Below are 15,925 nucleotides of genomic sequence, written 5' to 3'. Positions count from 1 at the left end.
TATTGATTTAATTTACTTCAAAGATTTTTACAATATTTTTATTTAATTCTTTTCCATCCTTACTTTTTACATCTTTACTTATTTTCAAATTATAAATTTGTCTTCCTTCTAAAATACGCTGTTTCTGCCAAATATCAGAATCAGTTTTCCCAGTATTATCTTTGCTTACAGTAATTGATTTTTTATCCGAATTGAGAGCTATATTCACCTTTACTATTTGATTATCACCATCAGTAACTATAATATTTTTACTGTTTATTGTACTTTCATCAAGTTCTTTGCCAAACTTCACTATCCACTTCTTGTTCTCTGAAACTTTTTGTATATCTTCTGAAGGGGATAGTCTTTGTGAATTACCTGAATTTATATCATACTTATATAAAAACTTTTCACTATCATTAAAGTCATTTATGTAATAAACATAATCCCCATCTTTTAAACAAGACATTAGGTTTAAATCATACCTAAAAGAATCTTTTGATATAGGCTTGTATAGTTTGATCTTTTGACTACTATCTGTATTTACCATACTTAAACAATTATAATTTGAATCATGGAAATAAATCCAGTTGTCTACCATATTTATGCCTGTCCACACATCTCCAGTATACATTTTAAAAGACCCAGCACCTGACTCTTTTATATCTTTTGATCCATCTATATTTTTAAATAAAGACGTACCATTATTATAGTCGTGAATCCATTGATCATTTAGTACATAAGCAAAACAATCATTACTGATCTTGCTTTTTTCACTTCCATCAATCTTCATTTTGTATAAACCGTCTTTATATATTCCATAGTAAATCCAGTTATCTGTAAATTTAACTATGTCATTAGCACTTCCAACTTCGGTTTGATTTTTACCATCTAAATTTGATATAAAATAAGTTTCTACAGCTCCGCCATTAGCATCTGGTTTACTATAAAAAATATAGTTTTTTCTTATTCCACCGTGTTTACAATCTACTATTTTTTGTGATTTTTCACTGCCATCAGCCTTTATTTTATATATACCATCATTATTTTTTACATAATAAATATAGTCACCTATAAAAACTTCGTTATTACTGCTAAATTTCAAGTCTTGGGCATCTCCTTGAGAGGCACCTTTCTTAATTCTAAACATTTCATAGTTTTTGCTGTCATCCTTAGGGTCAATTACTTTGAAATAAATCCAATCCCCGTAAACACTTATATTTGAGCTACTTACATCATTTATTTTTGTATTTTCTGTGCCATCTGTTTTTATTTTGTATATAGAACCTCCATCGCTTGAGTTTCTATAATATAGCCACTCCCCTTCTTTAACCAGTAAGCTATTGTTATTTATTACCTTGCTGTCTGAATTAGCTGCTGCTAAGGCACCTGTTGGCAATAATGTTACAAGTAACATATAGCAAATCAAGAAGCTCAGCAAGCTTTTAAAGTTTTTTAAAGCTTTCATATATCCTCTCCCCCTTCTTAAGCAGACATCCAAAATCCTAAGCAGATATCCCAAATTTATGATTTGGTGATAGTCACTTACACAGAGTGCTGATTTTGAGATGGTCGCTTACTCCTGCGAAATAAAAAGAGCAGGAGTTTCCTTAATATACATTATACATTTTTTAGTATAACAAGTAAATAAACCCTATATTAAAAATTGCCACTAATACTGCCGTTACTTTGAGCGTTAGTATTAATGGCATAAGTGCTTTGTCCTTTTAACTAAGAATCAGATGGGCTTTAAAATCCCATCTGATTCTTAGTTGAACTTTATACAAATTCGTATTTATATTGACCATCTTTCTGTACATTGAAAAAGTCTGCATAATCAATTTTAAATATATTTTTATTTATATTAGATATATTTATTTTATTCTTTATAAGCTGATGCAGCACTCCACAATAAGATATATCACCTAAAAGAATTGCTCCGTATATTATTCCATCTTTATGAATCACTTTTTTATAGACATTCTTTGTTTCAATAATGTCTACAGTATAGCTATTGTCTGGAGCTTCTACTATACCTAGAGATACAGTTTCTAATCCTAAAAAATTCATAGAATTTCTTAATGCAAAGGTATCATCAAAAACTCTTTCTTCTCCGTACATGTTATACGCAGCTGCTATACCTTGTTTCACAGCAATGGGCCAAATTGGAGCGGTAAAAGTAACATCTCCAGCAGCATATATGTCTTTTTCAGAAGTTCTACAGTTTTTATCAATTACAATTCCTTTATTTACATTTATGCTAGTGTTTTTTATAAAATTAATATTAGGTCTAACTCCTGCAGCTACAACTATCATATCGCAGTCTATCAAAGTTCCATCGCTTAATTTAGCCTTACTTACATATCCATCTTCTTTTAGAATTACTTCTTCTAAGCTTACTGAAGTATAAATATCTACAGCCTTATCCTTAAAAAGCTTTTGATATCTATCAGCTCCTTTTTGATCTAGCTGAAGAGGAAGTATTCTGTTTCCCATCTCTACAATAGAAAGTTTTATTCCTCTCTCCATAAGCCCTATAGCTGAGTCTATGCCAACAAGGCCAGCTCCTAGTATTACAGCTTTCTTTGATTTCTTTATTCCTTCTTCTATATTTAGCACATCAGCATAATCTCTTAAGGAATATACACCTTTAGCTTCTCTTAAATTCTTAACTGGTGGAACAAATGAGGAGGCTCCGGTCGCAATTAGTAATTTATCATACTTTTCTATTGTGCCGTTTTCTAATACAACTTGCTTTTCATCAGTATTTATATCTGTAACCTCAATACCTTTTACCCATTTTATATTATTCTTAGAGAAAAAGTCCTTATCTACAAAGGCAATTTTCTCTAAATCTCTATTGCCACTAATAACATGATGAAGCATGCACCTTGAATATACATCGGTGTCCTTTGATATGATAACAATTTCGCTCAGATTATCTAATTCCCTTAGAGTTTTTGCAGCATTAATTCCTGCAGCACTAGCTCCTATTATTACATATCTCATTAGCAGTCCACCTCCTCAAGATATATTGCACCAGTTGGACAGTTTTCTACGCATCTTGGTATCTCTCTACCATTACATAAGTCACATTTAACTACGACCTTTTTTGTTTTTGTATCGGGCTTTAATACTCCATAAGGACAGGACATAACACACATAAAGCAAGAAGCACATTTTTCTTCATCATAAGAGACTATTCCACTTTCCTTATCCTTAGTCATAGCGCCACTCATACAAGTGTTAACACATTCTGGGTCATCACAATGACGACAGAATATAGGGATTGGTTTACCTTCTTTATCTAGAGTTATATAGTTTCTTCCTTCATTTTCAATATTTTCAAGATCTACATCAAATACAGATTTACCCTTTTCGTTATGCTCTGCCATGCATGCCATATAACAATTTAAACATGCGCTGCACAAATCCTTATTTATCATGATTCTTTTCATAGGAGCACACCACCAATCAAATTATTTAAGGCCTAGTTTTTGTCTTCTATTAAGTACGATTTCTTCAAGCTTATCTGCTGCTTTTATTACATCATCTTCAAGTATAAGTTTTCCACCAGTTAAAGTTTCAAGGTCCTCTGTTAATACCTTTGTTACTACCTTACTTCCTGTTATGAATGGAGGTATTGCAAGGTGAAGTGGAAGTCCTAACGCTAACCCGAAAGCTCCGTCAGCTAAAGCTTGTTCTTCTAACCATTGTGGAGCAGAAAGTACTAATGGAAGCTGTGGAATATCTATTCCCAAATACTCTGCAAGCTCTGTAGCAACTAATTCTAATCTTCCTATAGCTAGACATGGTCCAAAGTTCAATACAGGAGGAATTCCTAGACTCTTACATACTTCTTTTAAATTTTCCCCAGCAAGCTCTGCTGCACCTGGTGACATTAATCCTACATTCTCAAGTCCGCCACTTGAACATCCAGCTGAAAGTACAATTATATCTCTCTTTATAAGTTCTTTAGTAAGTTCTACTGTAAATACATCATGACCTTTAGCAGTAAGATTTGAACATCCTACAACTCCAGCTACCCCTTTAATTTTTCCAGCTGCAATTAAGTCTACTAATGGTTTCCATGTTCCACCTAGGAAAGCTTTAAGAGACTCTTCACTAACTCCAGTTATTACATCATCGTGACCATGATCCATTGGTATATTTATAGGAACAGCATCTCTGTTTTCACTTACCATTTGCATCATACGATCCAACAGTTGTTTTGCATTTGTAACAACATTGCCTCTTCTTTCGCTATAGCTCTTAATAGCTTCATCAATTACATAATTGCTTATTTCTTCTCTATTTTCAAAGGAATATTCAATATATTCAGCATTTGCCTTTTTAGCTACATCATCTAAACATATCATCTTAACCTTAAATTTATCAGCAATAGGCTCAATACCTGGAAGTGTACAGTTAAACTCTGAAACTATTAAATCCACTCCTCCAGTAGCTATTAATGCTTCACTTGTAAAGTTATTACCAGCATGTCCTGAGAATACTTCTTTATAATGCTCTCCTCTTAACTGTAGATCCTGTCCTACACAAGTACATCCCACAAGTTTGAAGCCTTTAGCTCCAGCTTTCTTAGCCTTTTCTATTACCTTATCATCTATTAGAACATCTTGAAGATGTGATATTGTTGAATGTTGGTGTCCAGTAATCATAATATTTATATAATCTGTATCTACAACCTTGAAGCCTACCTTAGCTGCTCTTATAACAGGTTCTCCAAGCATGATATCGTTTAACAAGTTTGTAAGAGTTAATCCGTAAAGTCCTGTAGATATTCCAAGATTTAAGCAGTTTAATAACATGTCTACTGGATCACTATTTAAATTTGTTGAAGTCTTAACTATAGCATCAAAAACCTCTGACTTAGCTCCACCAGGCATTATATTAAGCTTCTTCCAATTTTCCACTCTAGGCTTATATGCCATTTTTTCTACAATTTCCATTTTTTCAAATCTAGGCTTATATAAATCAGCAATAACTTTATCAGCTATCATTATTGCTTTTTTATGATTATCTTCCTCTTCTATTCCAAAGACTTTAGCTACTTTATTTAAAGCATTAACGCCTTTTATTGTTCCCTTTGTTTCTCCTATAGATTTTAAGTTTCTTGCTGTATTCTCAATTACATGTAAATAGCAAGCTGCTCCTGATGACACCGCTCTTAGGAAATTTCTAGCTACTATTGTGTCTGCATTAGCCCCACATATTCCTCTTGGTGATTTTGGAGTTATTCTACATGGTCCATTAGCACACAATTTACAACATACACCCTGTTGTCCAAATCCACATTTTATCTTTTGACTTTCAACTCTATGGTGAGAAGTTTCCATATCCATAGAACCTATAAATCCTTCTAAAACCTTATCTGCTGATTGACAAGTTGTACAGTTTTCACACATTGACACAATAAATTCCTCCTTATTGTTTACCTTATTGGTATACTTTTATTTTTAAAATTAAGGCATACTAATGCCTAATAATATATTACTAAATTTATATAAAGTATACTTGTTTTGTATAGTTTTAATATAAACCTTTTCTTTCTATTTGTCAATAAGTTATCAATAAAAAATTTGTATTTGAAAATAATCATTGTTGAATACAAGCAAATAATCTATTTAACGACTATAGGCTCTAACTTCTCCAGTATCCATCTATATTCTAAGTTACTTAAAGGTAATTATTGCCTCTACACTGCTATAGTTGTAGAATTAGATAGAGAGTTTCTTAATGATGAGAAAGGAGAACTTAAATTGCAGAAAAGATATCAAATGGTTTTAATTGAACTGATAAAAAAAATGCCATCACTAATGTTTGGGCTTCTTCTATATTCTATAGGTATACTATGTACTTTGTATTCTAAGCTCGGAATGAGTCCCTGGGATGTTCTGCATATGGGAATTGTTTATCATAGTTCACTTACCTTAGGCCAAGTATCTGAGTTAATGGGTTTGCTAATATTGATTGCATGTTACTTTATTGGAGTTGTTCCTGGACTCGGAAGTGTATTTAACATGATATTTATAGGCTTATTTATAGATATCATAGAAAAATTTAAATTTTTTAGTACTCCAAATAGTCTATTGGGACAAATACTATTGCTTATTTTAGGAATCTTTATAATAGGTTGGGCAACCTTTTTTTACCTTAGGGTAAACTTAGGTGCTGGTCCTAGAGATGGTTTAATGGAAGGGCTGGTAAAAAAGTTAAAAAAGCCTGTCTGGATGATTAGAGGAACCATTGAAATTACTGTCCTAATTGTTGGATATTTTTTAGGTGGTCCTGCTGGAATTGGAACAATAATCCTCGCTGGCTGCATAGGCTTTTCTGTACAACTTGCCTTCAAGCTAGGAAAATACGATTCTCAAAGTACAAATCACATGAATCTGATAGATTTATATAATCGCTTAAAGTCAGATGTCTGTGATGAACACTTAGAAAAAAACTTTGTAGAGGAATAAAATAGGAAAACTAACTAGAAAGTTAACTTATACAGAGGGGTATGTTTCCAAAGCTGAAGATAGATTTAAAAACTTTGTGCCAATCTTAGTGAAGAGTTTTAAGACAACCTTAGCACCTTCGAGTTGTTTGAGCGTAGCGAGTTTCTCGAAGGTTCTTAGGTCGTCTAAAACACAAACTTTAGACTGGCTAAAAGTTTTTAACGTACTGAAGCTTGGAAACATATCACGGCGTATAAGTTAACTTTCGGTCTAGTCCCCCTATATAGGTTTATCCTACAAGCAGCATATCTAGGTCATTTTCGTCTATTATTTCATAGCTTAATAATCTTTGTGCTACAACTTCTAGTTTGTCCTTGTTTACTAGTATATAATCTAAGGTTTTTTTATAGATTTTGTCTAATATTTGTTTAGTTTCACTTAATAATAATTCATTTTGAAGAGAAATTTCTCTGTCATCAAAACTTACAAGGCCTAGTTTTTCGCTCATCCCGTATTTTGTTATTAATGTTAAAGCCATTTTTGTAGCTCTTTGTAGATCATTTGATGCGCCGCCTGTTATATTTTGCTTCCCAAATATTATTTCTTCAGCTGCTCTTCCACCGAGCAACCCACTTATTTTATTTAATATTTCTTCTTTAGTTTGGAACATTTTTTCACCTGGATTTATTAGAGTATATCCCGCTGCTCCTTTTGTTGTTGGAATGATAGAAACCTTTGGTACACTTTCTTTATTCAATAGTTTGGCTATTATAGCATGTCCTGCTTCATGGTATGCTGTTATTTTCTTTTCTAAATCAGATATATTTGATCTATCTTTCTTTTCATCTCCAGCAACGATTTTGTTTATTGCTCTGTCAATATGTCTTAGAGTAATTTCTGTGCTATTTTCTTTAATAGCGTATATAGCAGCTTCATTCATTACTCCTGATAAATCAGCTCCACTCATATAAACTGTTTGCTTAGCTATTTGCAACAAATCAACTTCTTTTGATAACGGTTTGTTCTTTGAATGAACTTTTAAAATTTCGTGTCTCGCATTTAAATCAGGAAGACCTACCATTACATGTCTATCAAATCTTCCTGCACGAATTAATGCATCATCTAACATATCAAGTCTATTTGTTGCAGCTACAACTATAATGTTTTCATCATCTTTAAAGCCGTCCATTTCTACAAGAAGCTGATTTAGTGTTTTAGCATCTTCGCTGGTGCTTGTGCCTTCTGATCCTCTTTTACCACCAACTGCATCTATTTCATCAATAAATATTATAGCTGGAGTTTTCTTTCTAGCTTCTGTAAATAATTTTCTTATTCTAGATGCCCCTACTCCTACATATTTTTCTACAAAATTAGATCCACTTGTTGCAATAAAGGAGGCACCTGCTTCACCTGCTAAAGCTTTTGCTAAAAGGGTTTTTCCTGTTCCAGGAGGTCCATATAATATTATTCCTTTAGGAATCTTCACTCCAAATTTTTTAAATCGATCTGGGTCCTTCAAGAATTCAATTATATCCTGCATGTTATCTTTAGCTTCTGAATTACCTGCTACATCACTAAATTTAACATTAACATCTTTGGACTCACTGAAGTGCTCTGAATTTGCTCCTCTCATTCCTGCTGGGAAAGCCTCTTTTTTTCTATATCTAGCTATTAGTCCTATTACAAAAGATATAATTATGCTGAATAATATAAAGTTTAGTATAGTTGAATAAACACTAGAAGATTCTTTAATTATTACTTTATGCTCCAACAAATACTGTCTGAACTGTGAGTTCTTAGGATTTTCAAAAGTAAAAGCTTTTCCTGACTTATCCTCTGCCTCAAGAACAGAGTCTACTTCGTTGTAATAAACCTTTTGTACTTTACCGCTTTCAACCATAGCTTTGAAATCATTAAATCTCATATCTGCATCCATATAATTGCGCGCCACTGTACTTTTCATAAAGCTGAAGCTATTATACGGTTTATAACTAGGATTCTTTAATACTATAAATGGACAAACAATAATAGGAAGTAATATTAACCCCATTAAAAAATACGTTGTAAACTTATCCCAATTCATATTCGCTATTCTCCTTTTGTTGGTTTGTAAAAAGATTGATCATATCAGTCCTCATAAATGGCTGAAATTCGTAAATCTAATTAAGAGTTTTTGTAAAAAAGTTTGACCATTTTCATTTAATACACATACTGTGTTTATAGGAAGTAATCCATCACGTATTATTCTATAGTTTCCTATAAATTATAATTAATGTTTTGCTGTATTTATATACTTGACTATACTAGCTTGACTACAAAATACTTCATAATACTTCATAATTATTCACAAAAAAAACAAAATGTTTTTTAAAATTCTCAATTTTAAAAAACATTTTGTTCAATTATATCTAACCTACAAGCAGCATATCTAGGTCATTTTCGTCTATTATTTCGTGGTTTAATAATCTTTGTGCAACAGCTTCTAATTTATCCTTATTTATTAGTATATAATCTAAGGTTTTTTTATAGATTTTGTCTAATATTTGTTTAGTTTCACTTAATAATAATTCATTTTGAAGAGAAATTTCTCTGTCATCAAAACTTACAAGGCCTAGTTTTTCGCTCATCCCGTATTTTGTTATTAATGTTAAAGCCATTTTTGTAGCTCTTTGTAGATCATTTGATGCGCCGCCTGTTATATTTTGCTTCCCAAATATTATTTCTTCAGCTGCTCTTCCACCGAGCAACCCACTTATTTTATTTAATATTTCTTCTTTAGTTTGGAACATTTTTTCACCTGGATTTATTAAGGTATATCCAGCTGCTCCTTTTGTTGTTGGGATGATAGAAACCTTTGGCACACTTTCTTTATTCAATAGTTTGGCTATTATAGCATGCCCAGCTTCATGATATGCTGTTATTTTCTTCTCTAAATCAGATATATTTGATCTATCTTTCTTTTCATCCCCAGCAACGATTTTGTTTATTGCTCTGTCAATATGTCTTAGAGTAATTTCTGTGCTATTTTCCTTAATAGCGTATATAGCAGCTTCATTCATCACTCCTGATAAATCAGCCCCACTCATATAGACTGTTTGTTTAGCTATCTGTAATAAATCAACTTCCTTTGATAAAGGCTTATTCTTTGAGTGTACCTTTAAAATTTCGTGTCTCGCATTTAAATCTGGAAGACCTACCATTACATGTCTATCAAATCTTCCTGCACGAATTAGTGCATCATCTAACATATCGAGCCTATTTGTTGCAGCTACAACTATAATGTTTTCATCATCTTTAAATCCGTCCATTTCTACAAGAAGTTGATTTAGTGTTTTAGCATCTTCACTGGTGCTTGTGCCTTCTGATCCTCTTTTACCACCAACTGCATCTATTTCATCAATAAATATTATAGCTGGAGTTTTCTTTCTAGCTTCTGTAAATAATTTTCTTATTCTAGATGCCCCTACTCCTACATATTTTTCTACAAAATTAGATCCACTTGTTGCAATAAAGGAGGCACCTGCTTCACCTGCTAAAGCTTTTGCTAAAAGGGTTTTTCCTGTTCCAGGAGGTCCATATAATATTATTCCTTTAGGAATCTTCACTCCAAATTTTTTAAATCTATCTGGATCCTTCAAAAACTCAATTATATCCTGCATGTTATCTTTAGCTTCTGAATTACCTGCTACATCACTAAATTTAACATTAACATTCTTTGATTCATTGAAGTCCTCTGAATTTGCTCCTCCCATTCCTGCTGGAAAAGCCTCTTTTTTTCTATATCTAGCTATCAGCCTTATTACAAAGGATATAATTATGCTGAATAACACAACATTTAGTATCTTTGAATAAACATTAGAAGATTCTTTAATTATTACTTTATGCTCCAACAAATACTGTCTGAACTGTGAGTTCTTAGGATTTTCAAAAGTAAAAGTTTTTCCTGACTTATCTTCTGCTTCAAGAATAGAGTCTACTTCATTATAATCAACCTTTTGTACCTTGCCACTTTCAACCATAGCTTTGAAATCATTAAATCTCATATCTGCATCCGTATAATTACGTGCTATTGTATTTTTCAGAACGTTTAAATTATTATACGGTGCAAAACTAGGATTTTTTAATAATATAAATGGACAAACAATAATAGGAAGTAATACTATCCCCATTAAAACATATGTCGTAAATTTTTCCCAACTCATACACACCTTTTCTCCTTTAACAAATAACATTTTTTAACATATTTAAACGTAAAACAACTTATATTTTACGATTTCTCTCCCACTGAATATTATAGTTATTTCCATGAAAAAAGGTATAGGTTTTAATGCTTTTTTCCACTATTTAATAAAAAATTTATATTTTCATTTTAAGTCACTATTTTCAAAATATATATTTTATTTTCTATTTAGAATACATAGAAATAAGACTTATACAAATCCTTTAATATCAGCATTCCAATAAATATAGCAGTAAAAGTCTCTCTTTCTGGTAAATTCAAACATTTTTTTGAAACTCAAATTGCATATATATTCATTTATTCTAAAGTGTTATTATTGATAAACAGAATTCTTGACGTTAGGTGGAGATTAAATACCATTTCGGATAAAGTTCAAAAATAATAGAGAATGAACAATACTTTCACTCTCTTGAAATTCTAAAAATATATATCTGAAAATTCGACATTCACTTTCTCTATTTTACTATCACATATTTGTTTAGATATAGAAATTTCATCCAGGATGCAAGAATTATTTATAGGCAATTTTACCAAAAAAGTTGTTCCTTTACCTTTAGTGCTGAAAACCTCAATTGTACCTTTATGCATCTCCACAAATACCTTTGCTAGAGATAAACCTATTCCACTTCCCTCTTGATTTCTTGTAAGAGACTTATCAACTTGTCTAAATCTATCAAATATCAAGTTTAGTTTATCTTCTGGTATACCAATTCCATTATCTTTTACTATAATTTCTATAGAGTCGTTCTTATCAAAGATTTTAACCTCAATAGTTCCTCCATTATGTGTAAATTTAATTGCATTCGAAAGCAGATTTAACATCACTCTCTCAATCTTATCCGCATCACACATAATATATTTTTCTTCAACATCGGTGTCAAATATCATATCTATATTCTTATTTTTTGCATATTCTACAATGGATTGTGCTATCTCTTCAACTACGTTTATAATATCCCAGCATTGAAGGTTTGAATGTAAAAAGCCAGAATCAAATTTTGTAATATCCATTATATTATTAATTAGGCGAAGCAATCTATAGCAATTCTGTTTCGATGCTCTTAAATATTTTACTGCATAGTCTTTTGTTAGTCCTTCCTGATTATTCACAGCATCTAAAAGCATTTTATTAGAGCTTATTATAATATTTAAAGGGGTTCTGAATTCATGTGAGAGATTTGCAAAAAATTCCGTTCTCAATCTATCTAACTCTATAGTTTCTTTCATTATTTGATGATCTTTAACTCTATCAGTAATATCATTCATAATAACAAGAATACCTTCATGTGATGGTGTAACATTGAGTTCATACCATTCTGTATAACCCTTTTGATTAGTAAATTCAATGATATCATGTTTAGATTCTCTAGTGTTCATTACATATTTGTATATTTTAAATATATCACTATTATATATATTAGGGCATATATCTTTAACCTTCTGTCCAACAATAGTGCTGAGTGTAAAGTTTTTATTTGTTTGATGATTTATTGTATCCACAACATGCTGGTTTGCGACTACATATCTATACTCTTTGTCCAATACTGCTATCGAATTGTCATAGGAGTTTAATAATGTCTTATACTTTTCATTACTTTTTATAAGCTCATTTTGTAGAGTTTTATAACTGGTTACATCTTGAACTTGTAAAACAAAATACAGCGGTTTCTGTTTCTTGTTTCTAATTAAAGAAATATTTACAATGGCCCATACGACATGTCCATTTTTATTACAATATCTTTTTTCTACTTGAAAAGAATTCTTTTTTTCTGATAAAAGCTCCTCTACTCCCTTCAAGGTCATATCCATATCCTCTTCATATGTAATATCTTTAGAATATAGCCCCTTCAATTCGGCGCAAGAATATCCTAATATTTTACTAAGAGATTCATTCCCCCGCATAATACTGCCATCTACTCCAACCACCGCCATACCAATTGCTGAATAATTAAAAATATCATCAAAACACATTTCTTTTTCATATAATAGATTTGTTTTGTGCCTATAAAAAGCAAAAATAGCGTAGATTAAAAAGAATAATGTCATTATAAAAGTGGTAACAACTCCCCATAACCTAAATTGTGGCTTTATTATAAAAACAATACCCTTAACAGCATATGACATACCCCAGGCTAAAAAGGCAAACCCTAATACATATTTATTAAACATAATATACTGTTTAGATCTAATTAGTTCAATAGCTATGTATACATTAACATAGGTTAAAAAAGTGAAGTGAATAAATAAAAGGAATCTAATAGGCATTAAGCCTAATGCATAATTTGTTGCAGCTATTATGTTAAGGCATAAGAAAACAAGTATACTACGATTAATTTTTTTGTTTAAGAGCTTCATACATCCTTCTGCCATAAGCAAAGCTCCTAATGAACTAAAAATTCTTTGCAATAATATTATAAATTCATTTCCATAACTATAGTTAACACTCATAAGCAGTATAATATTTGCCAAAAACAGACCTAATCCTCCTGCCCACATACCTAAATATATCTTACGATCTAGCAAAAAAACCATCAGTATAACTATAAAAAAAATAGCTACAAGTACAATTAGAGATACTCTAATTGAATGTATTATTAAATAATTAAAAACCAAGTACGTCCCCCTCTTTCGTCCTAATATTCAGAATACTATCCTTAATACAATTTTAACTACATTATTAGATATTTTAAAGCATTTTTATCAAACATATTTTTACATTTAGAAGTAAATTATATAGCACTTTTATAGTAGTAAAAAACAGTAAATTACAATTCTTTTAATTAGACTTATAATTTTTTTCATTTTTTCGAATTTGTTTTAATATATTTGAGCATTGCTTTATATAATACTGTAAATACAAATAGAGGCTTATACCTTTGTTAAATTTTATATATTAATTGCTATATTTTTTGTGATAAAAAATTATAACTAATTTTAAAAAATACTGGTAATTTATTTTATAAATGCTATAATTAAATTAATAATAATTACTAAACAATAATAACTATACCATAGGAGGTATTATAATGAATAAAAAAGAACTTCAATTATTAAAACAAGCTATAATTAATGAAATTGAGGGATCAGAATTCTACAAGCTTGCTTCTGAGAAAAATGGAATATCTGAAGAAGTAAAAGATGCCTTTATTGATTTACATAATGAGGAGCTAAAACATATAGACTGGCTAAAAAATCTTTTCGATAAAATAAAAAACGATAAAGAAGATGATTTTAATTTAGCTATGATAGAAGCCCTACCATCACCAAAACTTTTTAGCTGGGATAAACTTGATAGAAAAAGTGCTGCACTTGTAGTATCTGTTTTTGGTATAGCTATACAAAATGAAATGGCTGCTGTTGAATTCTATAAAAATGCTGCTGCTAGCACTGATATAGATAAGGCAAAAAAATTATATGAAGTGTTATCAAAGTGGGAAGAATTGCATGTAGAAGCCTTTTCTAAGGAGTATGATAATTTGCTTGAAGAATGGTGGGCAGACCAAGGTTTTGAACCATTTTAATGTAAAATAAAAAACTACTTATAAAATATGTTTGCAAGTAGTCTAAGGCTCAGATGAAGAACTGAGCCTTAAAATCATTTGATAAAGTTTTTTCTGAATTCATTTTTTATTATTAGAAATTGTTCTAAATCATTTAAAAATTGAAAAAGCATTGCTCTATTTTCAAATTCCTCCCTTGTTCTAGGAAGCTCCATTTTTTTAAAATCCCCCCTTAGTATCTCTACAGCCTTTAATTGCTTTTCAGCTGTATTTTCCTCATGTAGAGAATTTGCAACACTTTCTGTAAAATATGCCATTATAATACTTTGTTCATAGGTCATAAAAAACCTTTGAAAATGCTCTTGCATCCTTTTTAACGTTTCATACTGCTGTGTTCTCATCTCCATATATTGAACATAGTAACTGACATCTGACATAAAGTAATTATTTAAATTATTGTATGCACGTATTCTAGCCATATGGAGTCTTTTTTCAAGTTCATTAAATAATTTCTCTTCTTTTATAGAGATATTATTGTCTTTAAGTGCTTTTATCATTTGAAACAAAATTTCTTTCATTTTTTCTTCTATGTATACCTGATCCTTTTTAATTTCTTCCTCTATGCTTGGCATATATAGATTTAGTAGTAGTGCTACTCCAACACCTATAATCATAAGCCCTAACTCATTTCCAATCCAAAATATGTTAGAGGATTTCTGAACTAATAAATGAGTTACAAGCACAGAACTTACAACTATCCCTTGCTCTAATTTAAATCTTACCGTTATAGGAATAAATATTAATAGAAAGATACCGAAGGCTATTGCGTTGTATCCCAAAAGCATAAATACAGCAGATGAAATTAATAGTGCTACTATGCACGAAGCCATACGTTGGATGGCTATATTTACAGATTGTCTTTTTGTATTTTGAATACTTAGTATAGTAATGATTCCAGCAGATACAGCATATTCTAAACCTATCTGCTTTGCTATAATCATCGCAATTGATGCACCTATTCCTGTTTTTAATGTTCTGTAACCAATAAATTTCATAAAATCCCCCTTTAACTAAGAAACAGATAAAGTTCATTTAAGTTTCACTTTATAATATATCAAAACTTGTATTATATGAAAAGAATCTATATTATAAAAATTATAAAAACTAATTTTCACTTTATATTTTTATATAAAATTATGAGAATATTTGTGTAGATTCAACAAAATGTGCTACAATAAAAGTAATTTATAACGGTAAATTCTTTATTTGGGGGGACATAGTATTGCTTAATTTAGATAAATCTATACGAGATAGCCTTATTGCTGATAGCCTATCTGAATGGATCTGGGAGTATGATTTGATAACCGGTGAAACTGCTATAATTGGAGCCTTAGTAAATTTCTTAGGTTATTCTAAAAATGAAATTATAGAACATATGGATTTTTGGTTTACACTTATTCATCCTGATGATGTTGACCAGTTGTCAAATGCTTTTAAAAAAGTTATCGACGGCAAGGATGATTATTTTATGGCTGAATATCGTATAAAATCCAAGTATCAGGGATATAAGTGGATAAAAAGTAATGGCAAAGCTTTGAAAAATGAGAATGGCAAAAATATATATATAGCAGGATACCACACAGATATCACATCATTTAAACATATTGAAGAAAGCAAACAAAAGCATACGACAATATTCAACAACGTAAACGATATAATTTTCTTGTCTCCTTTAAATT

General features: G+C 30.7%; 11 protein-coding genes. 3 read left to right on the top strand and 8 right to left on the bottom strand.

Going from position 1 to position 15,925, the window contains the following annotated elements:
- Positions 1-7: 7 nt before the first annotated feature.
- The 4 genes from I6U51_RS20610 to cooS form a co-directional block, all read right to left on the bottom strand.
- Positions 8-1,447 (bottom strand): DUF5050 domain-containing protein, encoded by a 1,440-nt coding sequence (locus I6U51_RS20610; RefSeq protein WP_211144444.1) that lies wholly within the window; start codon positions 1,445-1,447, stop codon positions 8-10.
- A gap of 311 nt (positions 1,448-1,758) precedes the next feature.
- Positions 1,759-2,988: an NAD(P)/FAD-dependent oxidoreductase gene (locus I6U51_RS20605; protein WP_211144443.1), complete on the bottom strand. Its 1,230-nt coding sequence runs from the start codon at positions 2,986-2,988 to the stop codon at positions 1,759-1,761.
- Positions 2,988-3,437, bottom strand: coding sequence for a 4Fe-4S dicluster domain-containing protein (locus I6U51_RS20600; RefSeq protein WP_211144442.1), 450 nt, complete (start codon positions 3,435-3,437; stop codon positions 2,988-2,990). Before I6U51_RS20600 ends, I6U51_RS20605 begins: the two co-directional genes overlap by 1 nt.
- 21 nt (positions 3,438-3,458) lie before the next feature.
- Entirely contained in the window at positions 3,459-5,411 is a 1,953-nt protein-coding gene (gene cooS / locus I6U51_RS20595) for an anaerobic carbon-monoxide dehydrogenase catalytic subunit (RefSeq protein WP_211144441.1), read from the bottom strand.
- 348 nt (positions 5,412-5,759) lie between these two features.
- Between cooS and I6U51_RS20590 the strand changes: the two genes are divergently transcribed.
- Positions 5,760-6,467, top strand: coding sequence for a YczE/YyaS/YitT family protein (locus tag I6U51_RS20590; protein ID WP_246517556.1), 708 nt, complete (start codon positions 5,760-5,762; stop codon positions 6,465-6,467).
- Between the two features lie 268 nt (positions 6,468-6,735).
- Here I6U51_RS20590 and I6U51_RS20585 read toward each other — a convergent pair whose 3' ends face one another.
- The 3 genes from I6U51_RS20585 to I6U51_RS20575 form a co-directional block, all read right to left on the bottom strand.
- On the bottom strand, positions 6,736-8,529 hold the full coding sequence (locus I6U51_RS20585) for an ATP-dependent metallopeptidase FtsH/Yme1/Tma family protein (RefSeq protein ID WP_246517555.1): 1,794 nt from the start codon (positions 8,527-8,529) through the stop codon (positions 6,736-6,738).
- Positions 8,530-8,854: 325 nt separating this feature from the next.
- Positions 8,855-10,648, bottom strand: a complete 1,794-nt coding sequence (locus tag I6U51_RS20580; RefSeq protein ID WP_246517553.1) for an ATP-dependent metallopeptidase FtsH/Yme1/Tma family protein — start codon at positions 10,646-10,648, stop codon at positions 8,855-8,857.
- A gap of 455 nt (positions 10,649-11,103) precedes the next feature.
- Entirely contained in the window at positions 11,104-13,299 is a 2,196-nt protein-coding gene (locus I6U51_RS20575; RefSeq protein WP_211144440.1) for an ATP-binding protein, read from the bottom strand.
- Positions 13,300-13,712: 413 nt separating this feature from the next.
- Between I6U51_RS20575 and I6U51_RS20570 the strand changes: the two genes are divergently transcribed.
- Positions 13,713-14,207, top strand: a complete 495-nt coding sequence (locus I6U51_RS20570; protein ID WP_211144439.1) for a ferritin-like domain-containing protein — start codon at positions 13,713-13,715, stop codon at positions 14,205-14,207.
- A gap of 74 nt (positions 14,208-14,281) precedes the next feature.
- Here the strand turns inward: I6U51_RS20570 and I6U51_RS20565 are convergent, their stop codons facing one another.
- On the bottom strand, positions 14,282-15,241 hold the full coding sequence (locus I6U51_RS20565) for an aromatic acid exporter family protein (protein WP_211144438.1): 960 nt from the start codon (positions 15,239-15,241) through the stop codon (positions 14,282-14,284).
- Between the two features lie 227 nt (positions 15,242-15,468).
- Between I6U51_RS20565 and I6U51_RS20560 the strand changes: the two genes are divergently transcribed.
- On the top strand, positions 15,469-15,925 hold a 457-nt coding region (locus tag I6U51_RS20560; RefSeq protein WP_211144437.1), incomplete at its 3' end, for a PAS domain-containing protein.

This window comes from Clostridium aciditolerans (assembly GCF_016316925.1).
GTDB lineage: Bacteria > Bacillota > Clostridia > Clostridiales > Clostridiaceae > Clostridium_AM > Clostridium_AM aciditolerans.
This window is presented reverse-complemented; position numbering and strand designations above follow the sequence as displayed.

What these genes read in the sequence shown, in the direction of transcription:
- I6U51_RS20610 (WP_211144444.1), bottom strand. Translation starts at nt 1,447, where the DNA reads ATGAAAGCTTTAAAAAACTTTAAAAGCTTGCTGAGCTTCTTGATTTGC.
- I6U51_RS20605 (WP_211144443.1), bottom strand. Translation starts at nt 2,988, where the DNA reads ATGAGATATGTAATAATAGGAGCTAGTGCTGCAGGAATTAATGCTGCA.
- I6U51_RS20600 (WP_211144442.1), bottom strand. Translation starts at nt 3,437, where the DNA reads ATGAAAAGAATCATGATAAATAAGGATTTGTGCAGCGCATGTTTAAAT.
- I6U51_RS20585 (WP_246517555.1), bottom strand. Translation starts at nt 8,529, where the DNA reads ATGAATTGGGATAAGTTTACAACGTATTTTTTAATGGGGTTAATATTA.
- I6U51_RS20580 (WP_246517553.1), bottom strand. Translation starts at nt 10,648, where the DNA reads ATGAGTTGGGAAAAATTTACGACATATGTTTTAATGGGGATAGTATTA.
- I6U51_RS20570 (WP_211144439.1), top strand. Translation starts at nt 13,713, where the DNA reads ATGAATAAAAAAGAACTTCAATTATTAAAACAAGCTATAATTAATGAA.
- I6U51_RS20565 (WP_211144438.1), bottom strand. Translation starts at nt 15,241, where the DNA reads ATGAAATTTATTGGTTACAGAACATTAAAAACAGGAATAGGTGCATCA.